Here is a 23721-nt window from a genome sequence, read left to right on the forward strand (position 1 = left end):
CAATTGGGCAACCACTAAAGAAACAGGGGCAACGAAAGCTTCCACATAAGCGCAGGAAAAACAGGAATTTGTCATCTTTTTGGCGAAGGAACAAAGATAACGCCAACAGCTACATGGCGTACAAACAGGAGGGTTACCCCATGCACAAACGCCTTGTCGGCGGACTCCTCGCCATCAGCGTACTTGCCGCCCCGTTCAGTGGTTGGGCGGCGCCCGTAAAAACCTTTAGTGACGTAAGCACGGCGTTGCCGGAATACAGACCGATTACCAAGTTAGCCAGCCAAGGAGCGATCAAAGGCCGCGAAGACGGTACCTTCGGGCCGGCCGATCCGGTCAAACACCTGGAAGCCCTCGTTATGGTGCTACGCTTTTTTGGCTATGAAAAAACGGCCGATGCTGCCGGCAGCCAGCTAACGGCCGCCGACGAAGCGCGCTTTGGCGGCAAGGTACCCGCGTGGGGACGAGGGTACTTGGTTGTCGCCGGCAGTCAGAACTATATCGAGCCCGGTGAGCAGTTTAACTGGCAGCAAGGGGCATCCCGCGCTTGGATTGCCCGTACCCTGGTCAAAATGCTCGGCCATGACCAAAATGCCCAGGCCAAGATGAATCAACCGTTGACGTTTACCGATGACCACCAGATCCCGCCGGCGCTGCGCGGTTATATTGCGGCTGCGGTGGAACTGGGGTTAATTCGTGGTTATGAAGACGGCAGTTTTCAGCCCAACCGCACCGTATCGCGCGGCGAAATGGCCATCTTCCTCGATCGGGCCGAACGGCAGATGAAGCAACTGCCGCCCGGGGAAGCCCAAGCTACCGTCATTACCGCCCAAGACGGCGTGATCACCGCCATCGGCAGCGAAGGCCTCATGCTGAACTTGGCCTTAGATCCCAATGCGCGCATCTTTATCAAAGACAAACTGGGTACGGCTGCCGACTTGCAGCCGCAAGATCAAATTCGCTATATCAACAACGGCGATCAAGTGGTCTACGTGGAAGCCAGTCAGGGCATGACCACCACCAGCAGTACCTTGCGCGGTGAAGTGATCCAAAACAACAGCACGACGGGGATGATCACGATCCGCAAAGCTGACGGCAGCCTGGGCAGCTACTTTTTAGCAACCGGCGTGAAAATCATCAATATGCTGGGGCAACCGATGACATCTACCGGCATCACCGCCGGCACGGTCGTCCAGCTCAGCCTCAACCATGAAAGCAAAGCGTCGCAGATTCTGGTCGAAGCCAGCAGCCAAAACAGCAGCCAAGGTACGATCGTCGATATCAATTTGGCGAGCAAACTTTTGATCATTGCCGATACGCCCAATCACTTGAGTACCTACATGCTAAGTGATACAACGGCTGTGGAATACAAAGGCCAGCGCTTTGCCAGCGTCAGTGACCTGCGTAATGGCGATAAAATTGCCGTGGAAACCGATGGGGCGAACAGCGTCACTAAAATCACCGTCATTACCGCCCAAGATACCAATCAAATCGAAGGCACCGTCAGTTTGATCGACCGGGACAAGCGGATTGTCACGATCAAAGCAGGCAGCAGCCTCTATGCCTATGAAGTACCCAGCACCACGTCAGTGCAGTTCAGCGACGGGACCAAAGCCGGCTTTGATCAGATCTACGCCGGAGACAGCGTCACCGTGGCCGTGAACAACGGCGCCGTCACCAAGCTGACGGTCAACAAAACCGGGACAACAACAGGCATCGTCGGGAAAATCGTTTCGGTCGATACGGATCGGCGTCTGTTGATCGTCAAAGATCCCCAAGGCCAACTGCGCTCTTACGACATTAAGGATCCAGTGATTCTCGATATCGAAGGGATTAGCAGTCCCAGACTGACCCACCTGGCCATTGACAGCATGATCGAATTCCAGTTGATCGATGAAAAAGTCAGCTATATCAAAGTGCGCAACACCACCGAATGCGTCGTCACCCGTGTGGACAGTGACAGCCATTTGATCACCTTGCGTGATCTGACCGGTGTGGAAAAGAACTACTTGGTCAGTGATGACGTGGAAGTGCAGATCTACAAACGCTCCGGCGAAGACCTCGGGGACGTCAACGTCAACGATCGTGTCAAAGTGCGCATTACCGGTGACATCGTCGAGCAGATCAAAGTGCAGACCTTCCTGAGTGGTCAGATCACCGACCGATCCGAAAGCAGCAACAATGTCTACATCAAAGATACCAACGATGACGAGCGGTCCTATCAGATCGGCAGCGACATTGACTTGGTGGTTCCCAACCAACCGGACGCCCGGGTGGCCGATCTCACGCGCGGTCAATGGGCCGTCGTTACCTATTGGGGTAATACGCCCGAAGTGGTGACGATTCAGGAACCGGTCAGCGGGGAGGTAACGGCTGTCGATGCCGGCTACGGCAAAATTACCGTTCGTCAATATGACGGTACCTTGCGTGTTTGTGCCGTCGCACCGACGCTAAAAGTCGAGAAGAACGGTGAAACCACCGGCGCATTAAGCACCATCACCACCGGTGACCGGGTCCAACTGATCTTAGACAACCAAGCCCGCGTCTTCCGGGCCAGCGCCACCCGCAAAGTCACCGGCACCGTTACCGGCATCAATCGCGGCACCAAAGAAATCCTGATCAACGATACCTATCTTGGTTATCTGGTGGACAGCAACACCTATGTGCTGCAAAAGGGTGTACGTAAAACCTTCGATGATATTCAGCACAAACAAAATGTCACCATCTACTACTTGCCCGGTTACAAAGCATTGGAAGTTCTCCTGCCGAACTGATATCGTCAAGACAAATGACCTCCCGGCGATCTTGTTGGTGAGGTCATTTGTCGATTCCGCCCCTTACGTAAAGTGCCGGGACCGTTTTGTCGATAAAGAAGATAAGGGATGTTAGGACTGTTTCAGGAATTCGTTTCCAGGGGCTATGGCGTAAAGAACCATGGCGCGTAAAGAACCATCCAAGGAAGGAGCATTTCCATGGCGATCGTACATATTTATCGCAAAACGGTCCGATTCGTGGCCTTGATGCTGATCGGCTTGCTGTTGTTGCCGCTCATTCCCCCGGAGGCCGTACAAGCGGCGACGACGCCCGACCCGCCGCAACTCAAGGAGATCAGCTACACGGCACAGGCGCCGGGCACTCCCGTTACGGATATTACCATTACCGCTACCTACGGTTTGAGTGATGCGACGCGGGTGCGCTTGCGCGGTCCCAGCGGTTTTAGCCAGATCGTCAATATTGCCACGGTAGCGGAAGACCAACTCATCTTAGAGCCAGTCACTTTTCCCGAAACCTTGCGTGAAGCGTCACTGCTGACGGTGATCATTGAACGCAAAAGCACAACATTGACCTTTACTAATGCCATACAGTACCACGGCCTGGGGATTAGCTCCAGTGTCACCATCGATATCCCTTCCGGGAAGGCCGGCAGCCCTGAAACTCGCAACATCTACTCGGTTGGTTTTTATACCGAATATGAAAATCTCGATACGGATCCGCTAACGGGGCGAAGAATCCTGTTTGAGCCTCTCTATGGTGCGGCCATCCTTGATAACTACTCCGTCCTTCCCGGCGGCTTTGATCCCGCAGCGCCTGATGCGCCGTACGATTTTCCGTCAGGATTTACAGCCAAACGCGGCAAATCCGCCCTGGCCGGCTTTGAAGCGACAAGCTTTATTATTCCACCTACCGGTGTGCCTGGATCGCAGTACCGTCCGCGGTTGGAGCGCATCAATACGGCGCGCTTGTCGACGGTGCGTAACGTCATCAGAGAAAGCATTGCCGATCCCATCTTTCGTTTTACCGGCAACGAGTTGCCTTTGCCGGAAATTATCTCCATTGAAAATGATCCGCTTTATTCCCAACTGCAGATACCCGATCAAGTCGCACTCCAAAGTATGATTCCGGGACAAGTGTTTAACTCCCAGACGGTACAAGTGCGCGTCAAGTGGAAGCACGGTACGGACAAATCCAAATTCCAAAAAATCGGCAATAAATTGGTTATCGCCAATAAAAACTTGGAAATTGATATGGAAACACCGGCACCGCCTGATGACAACGGTTTTGTCTTGTCCTATGCGAATATACCGCGGGACCTCTATAAAACAACCACAACGGGCTATGTGTATGTGTTACGGAGCCACGACTTTGGTGCTACGCCGTTGCGATACGTCCGTTTCTGGGCCGATCCCTATCATCGTAATGCCGGTTCGAAACTAACGGTGAACCAGCCGACCGATGCTGCCGGACGGATTCTCATCCAATATAATACCAAAGGCGATCCAACCATCGAAATCGCCAGTGATGCGCCCGGTGCTTTTGATTTGCCGGCGCCCAACCAAGGAGATAAAGCGAATATTGAAATTGTCTTTGGCGATCATCCCCTGGCGGCTCCGCCGGAAAACGTTGTTCAACTGAGCACTGCCGAAGGCTCCGAGTTGTATAGCGATAAGTTCCTCTTTAAGGTACCACCCAATATGATCGTGCCGATCAGCAATACATCGACGAATGAGTACTTTGAAGTTCCCGTGTGGATTCGCAGTTACTATGGCTATTCGCGCCTCGATTCCAAGGTTTTTTTCTATGTGCTTCAAAACCAGCCGGTGATTCACGAGGTCAAGATTACCAGCATCAACAACGTCAAGGTGACCTACGAGAAGGATGCCAAGCCAGAAGACTATCCCAAACGGCCTACCGGCATGGAACGGACGATTCCCCGCAATGCCACCATCGCCAATCTGGAAATCAAGGGCTTCAACTTTATCCAGGGGCTGACGACAGTGAAAATCGGTGAACTGGTCGTGCCGCCGGAACTAATCCGCGTCAACACGCCCGCCGGCGGCATGACGATCACCCTGACCGGCACGCAGTTAGCCCAGTTGCCCGGTGACGTGCCGATTATCATCACCAATGGCATGGGACAAAGTGCCAACAGCACGACCGATCCGGTTCGCTATAAAATCGGTGACAACACCTACAGCGCCACCTATAGCTGGGGTGCTACCGTGGTTGGCGGCTTTCGCTATTTAAGTGTGCCCGACTTTCCTACCTTGCCCCATACCGGCGACCAGAAGCTATGGCCCACCTGGCTGATCGATCCTAACAAAGACAACCGGTATCGTCTCAAGCTCAATGACGTCGTCAAAGTGCCGACGCAGGCCATTGATATCATGGGCGGCCAGATCGTCAAGCTGAAAAACGGCCGCGATTTTTTCCGGGTATCCCAAGGGATTGATCAAGTGACGGGCATGGAGAAATGGCTCCTGCCCAAAATCGAACTACGCTATATCAGTAATGTAAAAGTTTCCACCGTTGCTGTGCCGCCGGGACAGATCGAAGTCCCCCTAGAAAACGGCGGCACCGAATTGAGTTTTCGTGTACCCTGCAATCCGGAGAAACCAGAGTACTTGCAAGAGGCGTTGGGGATTCCCAACAGCGATTTTGCCTTAGGGGTTCCCATCTACATCGATGTCATCATCACCAACCCGGACGGGCAAAAGGTCATCATCCCCAAGGCGATTGAAGTGATCAAGCGTGGAAATCCATCGACCGTACCGGTGATCACCGATCTGACGCCGGACATCGTGCCGAACATTGAAGGCGTCGAAACGCAGGGGCGCACCGTAGTGATCAACGGTTCCAACTTTCGGGGCTCTTCCACCGATAAACCGCGGGTCTTTATGCACTTTACGGAAGTGCCCGCCGCCAACATCACCTATATTGACGATAAACATATCAGCATCTCGACCGTTCCGTTGACTTTTTTTGATGGTATGCAAGATCGCCGGAAGATCATCATCACTGTGATTAACCCCGACGACGGCACTGCTTCCTATGCCTATTATGACCAGACCACCGGTGCGATCGTCGAAGATAAGCCAAACGTGATTACCGTGATCCGTCCGCAAGCCGATGCGCCTTACATTACGGCCGTAACCCCCAATTATTCCCCGATCAATCTAGGACCGCTTGCGGAGCGAAACGGTCCCTACATCTTCATTCGAGGGAATAACTTTAAGCCCACCGGTTCGACGCGGGGCATCAAACAGATCTACATGGATGAGATCCCCGTTTTTGTTAACGACCCATCGTCAGAGCATTATCTCCAGCCAGGCCAGTATACGTACAATAATGATCTGATCGCCATCCCCATGCCCGATATACCCACGGTGCGCAAGAACATGACGATCATCATTCAATTCTACGATGACACGGCCGCTTGGTCCGGCTTTAATACCTACCAAGCCAAACCGCTCAAGGTGGACAGTGTCAGTCCGAATAAAAGCCCCGAGGCCGCATCGGGATTGCCCATGGCCGACATCACGATCACCGGCAGCGGTTTTGGCACGAACGCCCAAGTTTATATCGGCGGGCAACTGGCGACCTTAAACGCGCCGTCGACGGATACCACGATTTTGGCCAAAGTGCCGCCGCTGCCGGCCGGAACCTATAAGATCACCGTAGCCAACCCCGACAGTTACGGTATCGGTTCACCGGCAGAAGATTTTACCTATCTTGGGGCGACGGACTCCGCACCGCCGAAGATTACCGACCTGTGGGTCGACGGTGTGCTCAATGGCTCCTTGCTTTCGTCCGGCGGGCAACAAGTGCTGCTCAAAGGTGATTTCTTTTACCCGCCCGACGCTGACCCGACGGACGCCAAGAACCAACCACTGATTTTCTTGAACAAAAAACTGGTGCCTGCCAGTTCCATTCCCACGGTGCCGACGATGACGGAGATTGAATTTACGGCCGTCGCCATCAATGTAGACTTTTTCGCCGCCGGTGAGAAAAGCAAAATGGCCGAAATCATGATCATGCGTGCCGACGGCGCCACCGTCATCAAGCAAGTGCTGATTACGCGCTCGGAGCCCTCCATCGATCCGCCGACGCCCTGCGGTGCCGATATCAACGATCTGCCGCGGCCCTCCATCTACATCTCCGGTTATAACCTGGACCGCAACATCGTCGTGCGCTTTGGTAATGATCAGCCGGGACAAGAAGCTGTCGGTACCGGCGACTTTGACGTATCAGGCAGTCAGGTGGAACGGGTGATCTACAGCGCCAAAGATCATCGTTCGGTCTTTCGCGTCACCGTACCGAATTTAGAAAGCCTTTATCGCGATCAAAGTGATGATCCGCGCAACTGGATTCGCGTCCGCGTCTTCAACCCCGACGGCCAAGTGGCCGAATCGCCCAATTTCCTTTTCCGTCTTTATGATAACGAAATCACACCGGTGATTACCGCCATCGAACCGAGTGAGCCCTTTTCCGCTTCCGGCGGCGCCGTCGCGTCCATCAAGATGCGCGGGATGGTGATCAACTGGCAAGACAAAAACCAATGGCCCATCTTCTCCTTTGGCGGTATCCGCGTGGCGCCGAACTATGCCAGCGCTGCGATTAACTATCCGCCTGATCCCAACACGGATATGACCAAAGAGCCGGTACGTTTGATCAAGCCGGCCATGAGTGAAAGTGAAGAATGGACCTGGGAAGTGATTGTCCCGGCCTATCCATGGCCCACGGAAGGTCAAAAGGCGACGGAAGACTATTTGGAAGCAGAAGTGCGGGTCATCAACCGCTATAACTGTACCGAAACTTCCGGCGCCGACGTGGGCTACATCACCTATTATCGCCCCCAAGGGGACATAAGCCTCGTGAAAGTGTCACCGGACATCGCTCCCTTGGAAGGCGGGATTTCGGCCGTCATCACCGCACAAATCACGCCGGCCAGTCCCGGGAAAAACGGCTCGAAAGGCTTCCTCGTCATGGACGGACAACTGCCCAAAGTCTATTTCGGTACCGTACCCGGTACCGTCAACGACGTGAATGCTGACGGTACGCGAATGACCGTGATCGTGCCGGCTCATGATCAGGGCAAAGTTGATATCACCGTCGTTAACCCCAACCGTACCCAAGGTGTTTTGCGCCAAGCCTTTACCTACGCCGCCATTCCCGTCATTGAGTCGCTGCGGCCCAATTCCGGTCCCAGCGCCGGCGGGATCAACGTGATGATCCGCGGTCGCGGCTTTGTCGCCGGTGCCAAAGTCAAAATCGGCCAAGTCGAAGCCGAAGTGCTTTCCACGAAGACCGAAGAGATCCAAATCATCCTGCCGGCCTACGCCAATTTCCCGACCGATGCCAGCAAAGTCGTCGTCGATGTTACGGTGATCAATGCCGACGGCGGTGAATATACGTTGGCCAATGGCTTTACCTATTACAAAGACGAAGGACAACCGACGGAACGGCCGCTGATCGTGGCCAAAGCCTTGAGCCGCGATACCATCCGCGTCACCTGGCCCATCGTTCCCCTGGCTAAATCGTACGAATTGGAAGTTTCCGAAGGCGGCCGGGGCAACTACCGGCTCAGTGACGTTGTCAAAAATGCGACGGCCCGCGACGGTGTTGTCTCTGTCTTGGTGACCGGCCTCAACGGCAACACGGTCTACTGGTTCCGCGTGCGCGCCGTTTCCTCCATCGGTATGGGTCCCTATTCCGATGAAGTATCGGCCTTGACCAAAAACAACACCGACAGTTGGGGCGGCTTTACGCAGCCTGATGTGGAAGCAATGACCACGGCCACCGGGCCGAAGCTGCTCCTACGCAAAGGAACGCCGGAAAAATACTATGATTTGCGTACCGGTCTTATGGGTGCCGGCAAAGTCAAACAGGTGACCTTTAGTCCGGAAACCCAAGTGTTCACCACGCCGGTGATGTTTGACAGCGGTGACTGGAAAGTGCTGATTCCGCCGCTGACGCTCAAGTACAACGCCGGATCGCTGACCGATTCCTATGCGACGATTCAAGTCGGCCCGGCGCCCAGCCGCAGCGCCGAGCAAGCGCGCTTGGCCAACCGGACCCAGCAACCACTAGCCCCCATCTATGAATTCAAGGCCGTCTTTGAAAAAGACAACCAAAGTTTTACTCCCCTGCAATACGGACAGCCTTTTACCTTAACCTTGAACTACCAACAACCCAAAAACAATCAGCGAGTTTCGCTTTTCTACTACGACGGCACCCTGCGCAACTGGATCAAGCAAAGCAGTTATGTGGATGCCGTGGCCGTATCGGCGGCGATCTATCGCGCCGGATTCTACACCGTCTATCCTGAATAAAGACGCCTCGACAAGGAAGTGAACGGCATGCCCCATGCTCGCCCCAGGGTGCGCAAATTCGGCGCGGCGCTGGCGCTGCTCGCCATGATCGGCACCGGATGGCCGGTCGCACCGGTGGACGCGGCAACGACCTTGCCCACGACCATCTACAGTGTGCCCTACTACCGCAGCTTGATCGGCAACGGCATCTTTCCCGATGCCCAAAGCCACTGGGCTGCCGAAGCCTTAGCGACGGCCGGCGTTCATGGCTGGCTGCGCGCCGATGGCAACGGACAGATCCATCCCGACAGCACCTTGAACAACCGCGATGCCTTGCTGGCCATTGCCAGCTTGGCCGGTTGGATGCCGGAGGTCCAAACGCCGCAGGCCCAAGCGGCGCCGGCGGGAAGCCACGATCCCTGGAGCGTCTGGGGACAACAAGTGGTGACGATTGCCGCGCAAAAAGGGATCTTGCCCCAAGGCACCACGGTGGCTCCCATCGGCAGCGGCCCGGGCAGCCGGGGCCTGCAACTGGATGCCCCGGTCAGCCGGGAGCAACTGACGGTCTGGCTCAGTAAGGCCATTCCCTTGCAGCCGATCTACGGCCTCAGCCAAGCCCACAGCTACCAGTTTGCCGATTGGAACCAACTCACACCGGACAACGTCCCTTGGATTGAAGCGGCCTTACAGCAAAACCTCCTCAACGGCCGCATTGGTGAAGATGGTGCGTACCGCATTTTACCGGCCGGCACGATTACCCGGGCCGAAGCGGCCACCTTGCTATCCAGGGCCTTGCGCCCCATGCTGGAACTACAAAAGCGCCCGGTCATTGAAGGCATCGTCACCGATATTGAGTCGGTCGATCTGGGAACGGGCACGCCCAACAAACAGCGGGTGCACTTGATCGGGCCGCTCGGCGAAAAAACGTCGCTGGAACTGGCCGGACCGTCGCCACGCAACCCTTTTGGTCAAAACCTGGCCGTCTGGAAAAAGCGCCTTGTCGACGGCTACGCTTTTGAAGTCGGCGATGCTGTAGAATTGTATCCCCTGGCGCCTTGGGGCGATAATGCGGCTCCCCCGGTGATCAATCCTGATGCAGCTGTGACGCCGGGCAGCGCTGCTGATATTCAAAAACAACAAAGCAGTGATCCCAACATCAACCCCAATACCAACGAAGCCCAGATGACCGGTACCACCGCCAGTGAAACGGCCAATGGAACGACAACGGCCGGAGCAACCGGTATCGGCACGGCAACGGCTGTACCGGTGCAAATCTACTTTGCCCGTGTGCTGCCGCCCAATCCGCCCATGGAAGGCATTCTGATGCAGTATGATGCGGAAAAACGCCAACTGGTCCTGCAAGATTCCTTTGGCAGCTTGCGCCAGGCCCGTGTATCGCCGGCGGCCGTCGCTTGGGTGGACGGCGTGGCCCAGCCTTTCAAAAATATCCCCAACGGTACCTATATCCGTGCGCAGTCCGCCGGTGATACGATCACGGCCATTAGCGCCGAATTACCGGTGCCCGAACCGGGCGCCATTCCGGCCGAAAGCATCATCAGTGAGGGCAGCGTGCTGGAAGTACAAAGCAACGCCATCCGGGTCGCCGACAGTCAGGGGCGCGAAGGCTACTATCCCTTCGCTAGCGACATCATCGTCCGCAAGGGCAACCAATTGGCTTCGCTCAATGACATCGAAGTCGGCGATCCCGTGAGTTTGCGTTTTTCCGATTACCGTGCCCAACTGGTCAGCGCCATCGAGATCCCGGTCTACAACCGGCGTGTGGAAGCGGTCTACCGCGGCACGATCAGCGCCCTCAACCCTGTGACCCAAACGGCGACGGTGCGCGCCGTGCAGCGGTTTGACGGCGGCGACTGGATCAGTCCGTTTAACCAAATGCAAGTGCGCTTGCATCCCTTGGAGACGGTGGCCCTGGAAGGGCGCGTCATGGCCAAAAAAGATTTTATGCGTTACGGCAAGGGCCAAGAAGTGCTGTTTAGTGCCGCTAACCGCTTTGACGGCGTGGAAGCATCGCGGCTGACGACCATTCAAGGCCGGCCGCAGATCTTTAATGACACCATCGATAATGTGAACGTACTCGGCGGCAGCGTGCGCCTCTTTAGAGAGGGCAGCACCATGAGCATTGACAACAACACGATTGTGCTGCGCAACGGGCGGCTTGGCGATATTCGTACGCTGAAAAACGGCGATGCCGTATGGGTGCTGGCCGACGTGACCCGCACAGGCTACCGCATCGCTTTTCTCAACATTGATACCGATCTGGTCGGTAACAACGCCGATGATAACGGACTGCTGCAAGGCGATATCTTCGAAATCGACGAAAAAGGTCAAGTGAAGATCGCGTTCTACAGCCGCTTCCGCAACAACGGCTGGGAACGGGCCAGCGGCAGCAATCAGACGATGACGGTCCGGCCGGTGCCCGACACGATGATCCTTGATTTTCGCGGCGTCACGAACAACCTGCCGGAAGTGCCGATCAGCGAATTCTTACGCCTCGGACCCAGCGGCTTCTATGATCAAGCGCACGTCTACACCTACATCCAAGATGGCCGGCCCATCGCCATGACCCTCTTCCCGGCCGGAACGTCGACCGATACAGCGCCGACGGAACGGACTACCTTGGGCCGGATCGCCAGCATCGATCCGATTGCCAAAACGATCACCTTCCAGCAAGTTCGCGACTGGACCGACTTCCAAGGACGTTGGCAGCCCAACCCGATCCGCTTGACCGTGCTGGCGGACAAAACGATGATCATCGATCATAAAAAGCAGATCAGCTTTACCGATCTGCGGGTTGGCGACACCTGTATGGTGATTCGTAAGACCATCAATCCCAATACAACGACGGAGCAAATGGCCTTGTACATGTTCCGGCAGTAACGAAGATACCGATGCGCCTCAACCTGTACGGGACGAGGCGCACCCCTTTTTCCGAGCCGATTACGGTTTGAGAGAGCCTCTTTTTCCGAGCTTGCCCCGGTATGGCCGATCTCCTTTTTCCAAGCCAATCCCCGTATGATGGATCCCTGCATGGTTGAACCGGGCATTTTTGCTTTTCACTTGGCTCTTCATCTGCTAAAGGAGGTGCCTTCCCTGCGTACCTACCGACAAATCCCCTTGCTGCTGGCGCTCTTACTTTGGATGCTGACCCTGCCTTCCGCCGGTTGGGCCGAGTCCAGCGCGATGACCATGGAAGGCGGCGTGGCCAACGAGTATGACTACCAGGAATACGTTTATTTGACGGGCAAACCGGTCTTGTTTCGCGGCAGCTTCAAAGTCACCGTCACCCCCAGCGGCGATACCAATACGACCAAACTGACCTATACGCTGCTCGATGAAAGCGGCAAAAACAAACTGTCCCGCAACAGCACTTATCTGGAGAAAGTGGCCGAACGGGAAGATAAAAGCCAAAGCGTGCGTACATCGCAACTGGACAAATTCAGCGAGACCATCACCATTGACGGTGTCAAATACCAACTGGTGGACGGCCGCATCAATAAGTCCGTGCTCTACGACAAGCATCCCGTGGTCAACTACTACAGCGGCAATTGGGAAGGACGCAAAATCTACACCGTCAACAAGGATCAAGGCCGGTTGACTGTCGACATTTCCGGCACGACCGTCGGCTACGATCACAACTGGGGGCGAACGGAGACGCAGCGCATGACCCAACTGCTGACGTACACACCGGGCATTGCGCCGAATACGACCACAACCGCCGCCGCAGCAGCCAATTCGGCAACGACAGCGCACCTGCAGACATCCTGGGAAGGACAAGTGGACACCACGATCAACCTTTCCACCGATCGCACCGTAAGCTATGCGCCCAATGAGCCCGAGGAGATCTCCTTTTTTGGTGGCTATGTGCTCAGTGAACGGGGCAGCATGGCCGGCAATGCCGAATATGACTTGCCTTATCTGGCGACGACGACGACTTCCACAACAACAGGCAATCGCACGACCACAACGACCAATACCGTGCTCAACAACTTGGTCCGCAATCACGGCAACTTGGCCATGAGCTATACAACGGCGCCGAAAGTACAGCGCCTTTATGTGCCCAGCTATGGCGACATCCGCGGACACTGGGCCGAAGAAAGCATCCATCAAACGGCAGGCCTCAAAGCCTGGGGCGCCCCGGAAGGCTATTTCGGACCGGCCCAACCGATCACGCGTTTGGACTTTGCCATGGCCTTTGTGCGTGCCCTCGGTGTGGCTGCGGCCGACGGACCGGCCGGCAACATTGCCTATACGGCCGGCTATCCCAATTTACCGGAGCCCGGCCAAACAGCAGCACCCAAAAAACCCGTCACGATAACGGCGAACTATAACGGGGCCACCGGTACGGCCCGGTTAAAAATCACCTTGCCGCCGCCGGAACCGGCTGCCGATGTACCGCCGAAGGCCCCGGGCTACGCTGAAGTCAAAGCGGCCGTGACCAGCCAATTGATGAAAGGCGTCAGTGAAACCCGTTTTGATCCCTTTGGTTTGATCACCCGTGAACAGGCGGCGACGATTCTTGTCCGAGGCCTTGGATTGAAAAATCTCGCTCCGGCCGGCCAATTTGAGTTACCGTACCAAGACAGCAGTCAGATCAGTCCCTGGGCGCGCGAATCGGTTTATGTGGCCCAGCGCCTCGGCCTGATGCAAGGCGATGACTACGGACTTTTTCGACCGGCCGATCCCATATCGCGCAGCGAAGCCGCCTACCTGTTGACGAAAATGATCACCTATCTCCAGGAGGATGTAAAAGAAGGCTACCGTGATCGCCTGATGAACCTCTACTAACCGATGAACCGCTACTAATGCTTTGATTACCGGGGGGTGAACCGATGAGAAGCCTACGCTTCTGGCCGGCAGGCTGGATCGGCTTTTTCCTGTTGTTCTTGGCCTTGTCCACGCCTGCCGATGCCTTAACCGTCACCAGTACCTATTTTGATAATAACGCCGTCTACACCAGCGGCGGCGCAACGCCGGAAAACATCACGACGCGGCCGACGATCCGCATCACCTTTGATCAAGACATTACCGTCCGCAATGACGCCGCTTTTCCGATCATTCCGACGGGCGGTGCCGCCAATACTTTTTCCACGAATTATAGCGTTCATGGCGGCAACACCTTGAACCTTACCTTGGTGAACAGTACTTATCTCAACTACGGCACTAACTATAGCTTGACCATCGCCAAAGATCTGGTGGCCGCCGCCGATAGCACCTTGAGCGAAGAGCAAAAGGTCTTGACCACCAATTACACGATTCCCTTCAAGACCGTACCGCTGAGCGCTTTTGCGCCGACCAATCTCAAAGCCCGCGTGATCGGCAACGGCATTGTCGAGTGGACTTGGGAATACAATGGCGGTTATGTGGACGGGTTTAAACTGGTAGACGGCTCTTCGACGTCGGGTTTGCTCAAAGGCGCTGTTAAGTCCGATATTCGTAAAGTGAACGAGACCGGTTTGATCGACGGCAATAGCTATACCCGTACAATCTTCGCCTACCGTGGCAGCGATGTGAGTACGCCGATGACCGTCACCTATACGCACACGTCCCTGGCGGCACCAACCGATCTGCGGGCGGACCTTACGCGGCGCGGTGTGCACGACTTGCTGTGGACCTGGTCAGACTACGCCTATGGCTCCACCGGCTATAACATCTACGATGCCGACGGTGACCACTTGGTCGGGCGCGTGGAAGCGGGCAGCACCAATTTCCTGGAATCCGGTTTAGAAGAAGATACACTCTACCAGCGCTATGTTCGCGCCTACCGCGCCGGTTCGGGTGTCGAAATGCCGCGGATCGGTCCACCGTCCAACGTAGCCACCGCGCGCACCTTGACTTCGTCCGGCTATACGAACACGGGTTCGGGCTCTTCCGGCAGCACGACGGACCGCTCCCGTATTGCCGATGCGATCCAAGATGCCTTGGATGTGGGCGTATCCACTTCCGATATTGTCAAGCTGGACGGCTCGAATATCGGTGACAGCACCGATTATCTGGTCAATACGGAAAAAAACCGCTATGTGGCCTTTACCGGTGATGCCTTTGCCGACTATACGGGCAGTATCCGCATTGCCACCAGCGACATGCAACTGCGCATTCCTTCCAAGTGGCTCGATCGCGGTGATGACACAGGCGGTTCTGTCGTGGCTGTTCGCGAATATGTGGACAACTCCTTCGCTCCGCCGGGTAAGCTGCGCATCGGTACGGCCTACGACCTTGATATTGTTCGCTACTCGAACTATTCCAAAAACGGCTATACGGCTAATACCTTTTCCAGTGATGAACCGGTGTATATTACGTTCTATTATGATTACTGGCGCACCAGTAACCCGGCATCCTTAAAGATTCATACCATTGAAAACGGCGGTTGGATCGAATTGCCCAGCGCGATCAACACGACGGACCGTTCGGTGCAGACGAAAGTAAGCCACTTCAGCCGATTTGCGTTATTCGAGACACCGGTCGGTGGTTACAGCAATACGCCGGTGGCCGGCGGTTATGCGGCGGCGCCGAGCACCGGCGCTTATCCTGGCGCACCGGGCTATGTGGGCTTTAGCCCCTATACGACCACCCCGGTCGGCTACCCGCCGGGCTTTGGCCCCGGCTACGGTCCCGGTTACAGTTACTCTACCCCCGGCTATAATCCGCAGCAATATGCCAGCGGTACGGGCCAGCCCTACAATGCATCACCCTACGCGGCCTACCCCTATGCCGGTTCGAACTACGGCTATCCCTATGCTGCCGGGTCTGCAACTGGGGCCGCCATTGGATCTCCTGTCGGGTCCTCAGCCGTCTACACCAGTACAGGTGTCACAAGCAATGTAGCGCCCCTGTCGAACTCACCGGCTTTTATTGACATCATTGGCCACTGGGCGCGGACGTCCATCGAAGCTTTGGCGGCGCGCGGACTTGTCCAAGGCACCGCACCGCGGATCTTTGAGCCTGATAAAGCATCGACGCGGGCTGAATTTATTACTTTGCTCATGCGTGTGCAAGGCGGCGGCGATATCCCGCCGGGATCGCCCGTCTTTAATGATGTACGCGCCGATGACTGGTTTTCCGGTCCCTTACGCGAAGCGACCCAGCGGGGTATTGTCCAGCAAGGTGACGGCTATTTCCGTCCTTATGCGGCGATTACGCGGCAGGAGATGGCCGCTTGGTTGGGACGCAGCGTCAAAAATCGTACGCTTTATGGCAACGGTCCCGACTTAAGCGCCATGAGCGATGCGGCCCGTGTCGATGAAGCGCTGCGCGCCGATGTGGCGACAGCCATGAAAAACGGCTTGATTCAAGGACGGACCGACGGCACTTTTGATCCCCTCGGTTGGACAACGCGGGCCGAAATGGCCACAGTGTTGCAAGCGTATATGGAAAAGGTGCGCTGACCCATAAAAACCTACGGTGATGTTGGTTGGCAATCGAGCAGCACGCATGTTAAAATACGGCTAGATTTGTCAACGGGCGGGGATGAGAAGGCGTGAGCACAGTTGTATTATCGGGATATTTTGGCTATGAAAATGCTGGGGACGAAGCGTTGCTCAAGGCCATGATCGCTGCGTTGCGCCGCCGGCGTCCGAACCTGGAGATCATTGTGCTCTCGGGGCAACCGGAGGCTACCGCCAAGGCTTACCAGGTGAAAGCTGTTTATCGCTATAATCCCATTGCCGTACTTACTTCGCTGCTGCGCGCCGACCTGGTGATCAGCGGGGGAGGAAGCTTGCTTCAAGATGTGACCGGTCCCTTGACCGTACCTTATTACTTGCTCGTTGTCGCCATGGCTGCGCTGCTTGGGCGTAAAGCGATGTTTTACGCCCAAGGCATCGGCCCGGTCAATGGGCGGTTGGCCCAGTGGATGATTCGCCACGTGGCCAACCGTATTGATCTGATCACGTTGCGTGACGCTGCGTCGAGAGAGCGGCTGCAGGAGATGGGCGTAACCCGGCCGCCGGTGCATATCACGGCCGATCCGGTGTTTGCCTTGCCGCCTTGGGATGGCATTGAGGCCGGGGAACCGGCGTCGCCGCCGGAAGCGATTTTTTGCTTGCGCCGCTGGTCGGCCCACGATGCGATGGAAAAGGCCTGCATGGAACTGGCCCGGTACTTACTGGAGCGAGGCTGGCAGGTCACTTTCCTGCCGATGCATGCCCAGCAAGATGTACCGATTTCTCAGGAGATGGGCCGGCGCTTGGATCACCCGCGTGTGCGGGTGCTTGACCATGATTTGAACTTTGAACATGCCTTGCAATTAATCGCCCGCTCATCACTGATGGTCGGTGTGCGCTTGCATGCGTTGCTGTTTGCGACGCTGGTCAGTGTGCCGGTGCTGGGCATCGCCTATGATCCCAAAGTGTCCGGCTTTCTCGCCGAATTGGAACGCCCGGCTTTTGGTGACACGCATCCGTTGACTGGGGAAGGGCTGATCGCTGAAGTCCGACGTATTGAGCAAAACATGGCGGAAGAGCGCCGCCTGGCCATGAACGGGGCGCGGCGGCTCAAAGCCAAAGCAGAACAAAATGCCATTTTGGCCATCGATCTGATGGAAGGGAGAAGGCCTGAGTGAACGAGCAGAAGGCCGTAGTGAATGAGCAGAAGGCCGCAGTGAGCGGGCAGAAGGACGCAGTGAACGAGCCAACGATGACCGTCCGGGGGGCTAGTTCGCCGGCTGGGTCGGGGGAACCGCGACGGGTGAACATTCTCGGTGCCCCTGTGGACAGCCTTACGATGGAACAAGCGATTGCCAGCGTGGAAGCGTTGCTGGCTGCCGGCGGTGTGCACCATGTGGTGACGGCCAATCCGGAGATTCTCTACGGGGCGCAAACGGATACAGAATTACGACAGATTCTTCATCAAGCATCCTTGGTAACTGCCGACGGGATTGGCGTTGTTTGGGCCGCATCGTGGCTCGGTCAGCCCGTACCAGCACGGATTACCGGGATTGACTTGATGGAGGCATTGCTGGTCCAAGCAGCCCACCGCGCTTGGCCTTGTTTTTTTCTCGGCGGTGCGCCGGGCGTGGCCGAAACGGCGGCGGCGCGCATGAGTGAGAGGCATCGGGGGCTCGTGATCGCCGGTACGCAACATGGGTATTTTGCTCCGGCGGAAGAGCCGGCGGTGATCAAGCGAATTTGTGCGGCGCAACCGAAGCTGCTTTTTGTGGGGCTGGGGGCGCCGCGGCAGGAGAAGTGGATTGCTGCGTTTGCGCGGGCGCAGGAACAGGCGCAGGCGCAGGAACAGGCTCGGCAACCGCAACGGCCGCAGTTGCAGCAACAACAGACACAACCGCGGCAGCGACAGCAACCGCAACCGCAACAGCAACCGCAACAGCAACCGCAACCGCAACAGGCGCATCCCCGGTCGGCGATGGTCGCTATCGGCATCGGTGGCAGCATGGATGTCTTGGCCGGGAATGTTCGTCGTGCCCCGGCCTGGGTGCAGGCGGCGCACATCGAGTGGCTCTACCGGTTGCTTAGCCAGCCGAAGCGTATTGGCCGCCAATTGAAATTACCGCTTTTTGCGCTGGCTGTTATGGGTCAAAAAAATGGGCAGGGTGGGCCAAAAAGACAATTGTAGAAAAGGTTGGCCCTAAAAAATAACCCCCAAAAAGTGTATCCTAATAGATAGCCAAAAAAATCGCTACCTGCCGAGAAAGCGGCGTAAGGAGATGAACGATCATCGTAGCGAACATGCCGATTCAAGTAGCGAAAGGGAGCGCCATCGCACTTCGCGCGGTGCTTTCGCTAAGTCTGTTTCTGGTTCCGCCACTCTCTGCTGCCGCTGGGGCCGTGAGTTTGGAAGTCCCAGCGGCTACAGGGGGTCCCATAGTCGCTGGTCCGGCCGTAGGTTTGGAAGTCTCAACAGTTACAGGGAATCACGGAGTCGCTGCGGCCGTACACCCCGTCGGCCCGGTAGCGGCAGCGCCCTCTGTAGATCCGGCGACCGACAGAAGCGCTGCTCCGTCGGCCCGACAGTTGCTCAGCGACCGGGCGCGGGACATGACCGGTGCCAATGCCCTGGCTGTACCGGGCTGGCTGACTCGCATGGGCCTCACCGGCGAAGGTGAACTGGTTGCCTTGGCTGACAGTGGCCTGGATAGCGGCAACTTAAATGATCTGCATCCGGATTTTCGTTCGGCGCCGGGACGGATTCCCCGCGTCGTGATGTTGCGTTCCTGGTCAGGTCGTGCTGTGCCGCGCGATCAAAGTGGTCATGGCACGCACATGGCCGGTTTGATCGCTGGCAGCGGCGCTGCTTCGGGCGGTAAGTACCGTGGTATGGCGCCGGGTGCCAGCTTGTATGTGCAAGATATCGTTAACGAAGCCGGCCGCGTCAGCCCGCCAGCCCGGCTCGATGATCTTTTTTATCCGGCCTACTCCGCCGGAGCCCGCATCCACGTCGACGGTTGGGGCGGTGAAAGCAACTACCAAGACAGCAGCGCCCAGATCGATACCTTTGTACGGCGCTATCCCGATATGTTGATCATCTATGGTGCCGGTAACAACGGCCCTCAGCCGGGTTCAGTAACGGCGGAAGGGGCCAGCAAAAATGCTTTGACTGTCGGCGCCAGTCAAAGCCCACGGCCGGCTTTTGATCAAACGTGGGTGGCACCGGATCAGCCGGTTGAACTGTCCAGTCGTGGCCCCACCAGCGATGGGCGCATCAAACCGGAGATTCTGGCACCGGGCGATGCGTTGATTGCGCCACGAGCCCGCGATATGGCCAAAAACTTTGCGCCCAATGATGCTTATGCCCGCATGCAAGGCACGAGCATGGCCGCTGCCGTGACGGGCGGCGCGACGGCACTTTTGCGGGGGTATCTCCGTCAAAGTCCGGAGCCGCAAGGAGCTACAGGGCGGCAAAACAGCCCTGGTGAGTCAGTGGCGGGCTCCCGATCTGGCCCTTCCGTGGGTACTCGCTCCGGACTATCGGTAGGCAACCGTACTGGTCCAGAGGGGGATACTCGCCCCGGGCCATCAGCGAACCCCCCTTCCGAGCCATCCGAGGGCACCCGATCGGGACCGTCAGCAGCGTTACTGAAAGCCTTGCTGATTAACGGCGGGCAAACACCCAGCAGTGGGCCTACTGCCGGCGGGTTGGCCGGTCTTGATATTGCTGGCACGGTCCTGGCGTTGGCCGAAAAAACCATGACCTACCGTGATGAAACGCAAGGGCTACATACAGGCGAAGAACGGCTTTATCCGATTACGATCTACCAAAGCGGCCAACCCTTAAAAATCACCTTGGCCTGGACCGATCCGGCCGGTCGGACTGACGGTAGCACACTCGTCAATGACCTGGATGTATCGATCATCACACCGGACGGAAAAGCCCTGTACGGCAACCATTTTCTTGGCCAGGCAGGTGCCGATCGCCAAAACAACGTGGAGCATATTTATCTACCGTCGCCGCAACCGGGCACCTATCAGATCAAGGTGCGCGCCTCAGCGGTGCGCGCCTTAGGCAGTCGTGGTGCCAGGGCGGCATTGGCTCCCGAACCGTCCCAAGACTATGCACTGGTTTACGGACAAGCCGTGGAAAAACAAGTGCTTCGTGAGGGAAGCACTTCACAAGGTAAGCCGCTGCTACACTTGGACGGCGGCGGTGTACTTACACCGGAGCAAGGAAAGATCAAGTTGGCCGTTGACGGTGTGCTTGTGCCCTATAACCCGGACCAACCGCCGCTGGGCGGTGACGTCTACCATATTGACGAAGCGGTGTACATTGCGGCGCGGCGCTGGCGTCCCGCCGGCGGTGTGCAAGCCGTGAGCGATCAAGGTCAAACCATGCTGCTTGAATGTGGGCCATTGACCCGTGAAGGGGGATACTACGTAAACCCCGGCGCCCTTGTGCGGATCAACCGGCAGGCATCGACGGTGCAAGCGTTACCGACCGGTGCGGAAGTCATGGCCTGGATCAACCCTGCACGGCAAACGATTTGGCACGTCGATGGGGCCTACCGGGAAGTTCGCGGCATTTTGCAGGGAATAGATCGCCATGGGAACACCGTGCGCTTGCTGCGCGATAACCAGACCTACATGCTTGAGCCGGCCATGATCGTCACTTATGAAGATCGGCGTATCGGTGAGAGTTCCTTACCACCGCTGGCCGTAGACGGCGCTTCGCCGTTACCGGGGATGAGCGTGCGCCTTTTGATCAGTCCCACCAGTGGCAAAGTACAGCATCTGAGCATCCAACGGGCGATTTTGCAAGGCCCTGTGCAAGCCGTTGACCCACAGGCGGGAACGATTACCTTGGAAGATGGCAAAACCTATCCGCTGCTTGCCGGGGCGCAGGTGATTCATGATGGGCAGGCCGGCGATCTGACCCGGATCTCTCCGGGCAGTGTGCTTAGTGCGGTGGTGCTGCCCGATACCGGGACGATCATCGAGTTGCACACTTGGAGTGACGCTCAGTTGCGCTGGGGCCAGATGGCCTATCTGGGCGGGCCGCAAGCGACTTTGCTTTTTGCACCGGCGCGAGGCACAGTGCAGCACTATACCTTGGACTCGGCAACTACGGTTTGGCGCTGGGGCATGACGGTAGAGCCGGCCAACTTGCCTGAAGGTGGTTGGGGATGGCTTTATCTTACGCCACCTGTCCCGCCAGGAAGCCGCCCGCCGGAAGTGACCCCGGTTCGGTCCGCCATTGAGCGCGTGGAAACGGTGGAAACAGCCACGGCGCAAGGCCGGTGGCGCACATGGAACGCTGCCACTGGTGAACTTCGCTTGGACGATGATCACCGTTACCGGGCCGGTGAGCGAATGGTTATCCAAAAAAACAGCTATCCGGTTCAGCTTGAGGATCTGCGTGCTGGTGAAAAAGTCCAACTGATCACCTTACTGCCGACCGGAACGGTACCGGCCGTAGCGATTGCGGCCAAAGCGCAGACCCTACCGGGGGTAACGGTGCCGCCGTTACAAGTCGCTGCCGTACAAGCGGGGCAGCGCTTGTTTGTTGCCGGCCATACCAAAGCCGATCAAGTGTATCTCTATGGCCAAGAGGGACAACTCCTGGCATCGCTGGTTCCCGATCAGCAGGGGCGTTTTAACCGGCCCCTTGCCGCCGAAACGGCGCCTCCTTTGATCCGTGTAGTTGCCGTTGATCGCGCCACCGGCGGTGTGAACGGCCAATATGTAAGTATCCCGGCGATCGGGCATCGCGATTTTCCTGATATTCAAGGTCATCCCTTAGAAAAGGAAATTCGTAGTCTTGCCGAAGCAGGGATCGTGCAAGGCGATGAAGCGGGCCGCTTTCACCCCGATAACCGCCTCACACGCTTGGAGTTGTTACAACTGTTGGTGCGTACGATGGGGTGGCAAAAGCAGGAGCAAACCAATGTTGTGAAGATACCGGACTATGTGCCAAGCTGGGCTGGAGATGTGGTCACGATGGCACTCCGGCAGGGGCTCCTCCACGCAGAAGAGATGGTTGCTTTACAAGGCCCGGTGCAGAGCCAAGAAGCACTGGCGCTTTGCCGGCGTGCTGTGGCGACGATTCTAAATGAATCGGCAATCTTGCCGGAATGGATGAACCGCGATCCATCGGCGCCCCTTACCCGCGCGCAAGGTGCGCAGTTGATGCAAAGTATCCGCCAATTTTTTGCAGGACAAAGTGAAAAAAAAGAAGAAAAAGGAACCCTCTAGGGGGTTCCTTTTTCTTCTATCCAAATCGTCCAGCGTTGCTTGGACGCATCTTGATCCCATTGGGCCAGTTGTGCTTCCAGCGATGTGATTTGGGCCGTCAGTGCTTGGCGCCCTGCCGTATCGGCAGTGCTATCGCGCTGCGCTTGTAGTTCGCGGCGCTGGGCTAAGGCGGCATTATAATCGTCAGTAAGCGATGTGACCTCTTGTTGGCGATCGATGATGGTTCCCACGGTGGCGATCAGTTCATTGAGCAGATCGGCTTTGGTGGTGTCAACAGTAAGCTGGAAAAGGGTGACTTGGGCGGTACCGGCATCTAAGGGCACGGAGGTCGGCGACGAACTGCCAACTCGTTGGGCCAAGGCACGGAGCGCTTGTTCAGCTGTTACTCGACTAGGCACCTGCAACTTGATTGATGTGCGAGTAAGAGTACGTTGTTTGCTCACGAGCACCCGTTCGGGAACTGTTGATTCGGTCTGAGCCAGTGCTCGTTCTCCGGTGGGAGCCGAGGTCGGGGGTGAGGTAGCCAAGACCGGTTCCAGTGGTTTGCCGACTGGCGAAAGGGCCGGTACCGGTGCTTTCGCTTCTAAGGCGCCACCTGTGACCAGCGGGGCCGGTGTTTGGGGCGTTGTTGCTGCCGGTGTTCCCGGTTCCGCCGTCGCCTTCGGATCCGCTGCTACGGGCGAAGCGGCAGAAAGGGTGTTTGGCTCCACGTGGGCGACCATGGGCGGTGCGGCTTCCTGGAGCGTCAGTCCCCAGACACTGCCCGTCACTGCCGCTAAAGCGGCGGCGACACTGACCGCTTTTTTGCTGTTTTTGTCCAGACGTTGCCAGAAGGTGCGCCGTTGTGTTTGTGGTTGAATGCGCTTCATCACGCCGGCCACAAAATCGGGCGGTGCTTCCATCGGTTGGTTCATCGCGCGTAACGCGCGGCCAATCGGTTGCCAGTGGGGATCAAAAGGATCATCATAGACCATAAC

9 protein-coding genes are annotated in these 23721 nt (G+C 56.9%); 8 read left to right on the plus strand and 1 reads right to left on the minus strand.

The window, feature by feature from the left end; all coding sequences use genetic code 11:
• Nucleotides 1-140: 140 nt before the first annotated feature.
• The 8 genes from EDD73_RS04895 to EDD73_RS14795 all read left to right on the plus strand — a co-directional run bounded on the left by EDD73_RS04895 (nt 141) and on the right by EDD73_RS14795 (nt 22744).
• Entirely contained in the window at nt 141-2771 is a 2631-nt protein-coding gene (locus EDD73_RS04895; RefSeq protein WP_165876329.1) for an S-layer homology domain-containing protein, read from the plus strand.
• Between the two features lie 198 nt (nt 2772-2969).
• Nucleotides 2970-9107 (plus strand): IPT/TIG domain-containing protein, encoded by a 6138-nt coding sequence (locus EDD73_RS04900; protein WP_131918656.1) that lies wholly within the window; start codon nt 2970-2972, stop codon nt 9105-9107.
• 27 nt (nt 9108-9134) lie between these two features.
• Nucleotides 9135-11984, plus strand: a complete 2850-nt coding sequence (locus EDD73_RS04905; protein ID WP_131918657.1) for a hypothetical protein — start codon at nt 9135-9137, stop codon at nt 11982-11984.
• Between the two features lie 150 nt (nt 11985-12134).
• Entirely contained in the window at nt 12135-13892 is a 1758-nt protein-coding gene (locus EDD73_RS04910) for an S-layer homology domain-containing protein (RefSeq protein WP_165876330.1), read from the plus strand.
• 44 nt (nt 13893-13936) lie between these two features.
• Nucleotides 13937-16489, plus strand: coding sequence for an S-layer homology domain-containing protein (locus EDD73_RS04915; protein WP_131918659.1), 2553 nt, complete (start codon nt 13937-13939; stop codon nt 16487-16489).
• Nucleotides 16490-16581: 92 nt separating this feature from the next.
• Nucleotides 16582-17664, plus strand: coding sequence for a polysaccharide pyruvyl transferase CsaB (csaB, locus tag EDD73_RS04920; protein WP_131918660.1), 1083 nt, complete (start codon nt 16582-16584; stop codon nt 17662-17664).
• Complete coding sequence (locus EDD73_RS04925) at nt 17661-18674, plus strand: WecB/TagA/CpsF family glycosyltransferase (RefSeq protein ID WP_131918661.1); 1014 nt, start codon at nt 17661-17663, stop codon at nt 18672-18674. The genes csaB and EDD73_RS04925 overlap by 4 nt, the downstream gene beginning before the upstream one ends.
• A gap of 113 nt (nt 18675-18787) precedes the next feature.
• Entirely contained in the window at nt 18788-22744 is a 3957-nt protein-coding gene (locus EDD73_RS14795) for a S8 family serine peptidase (RefSeq protein ID WP_165876331.1), read from the plus strand.
• Here the strand turns inward: EDD73_RS14795 and EDD73_RS04935 are convergent.
• Nucleotides 22741-23718, minus strand: coding sequence for a hypothetical protein (locus EDD73_RS04935; RefSeq protein ID WP_131918662.1), 978 nt, complete (start codon nt 23716-23718; stop codon nt 22741-22743). The two genes, EDD73_RS14795 and EDD73_RS04935, sit on opposite strands and share 4 nt — an antisense overlap.
• Nucleotides 23719-23721 lie beyond the last annotated feature (3 nt).

The sequence above is a fragment of the Heliophilum fasciatum genome, assembly GCF_004341395.1.
GTDB classification, from domain to species: Bacteria; Bacillota; Desulfitobacteriia; order Heliobacteriales; family Heliobacteriaceae; genus Heliophilum; species Heliophilum fasciatum.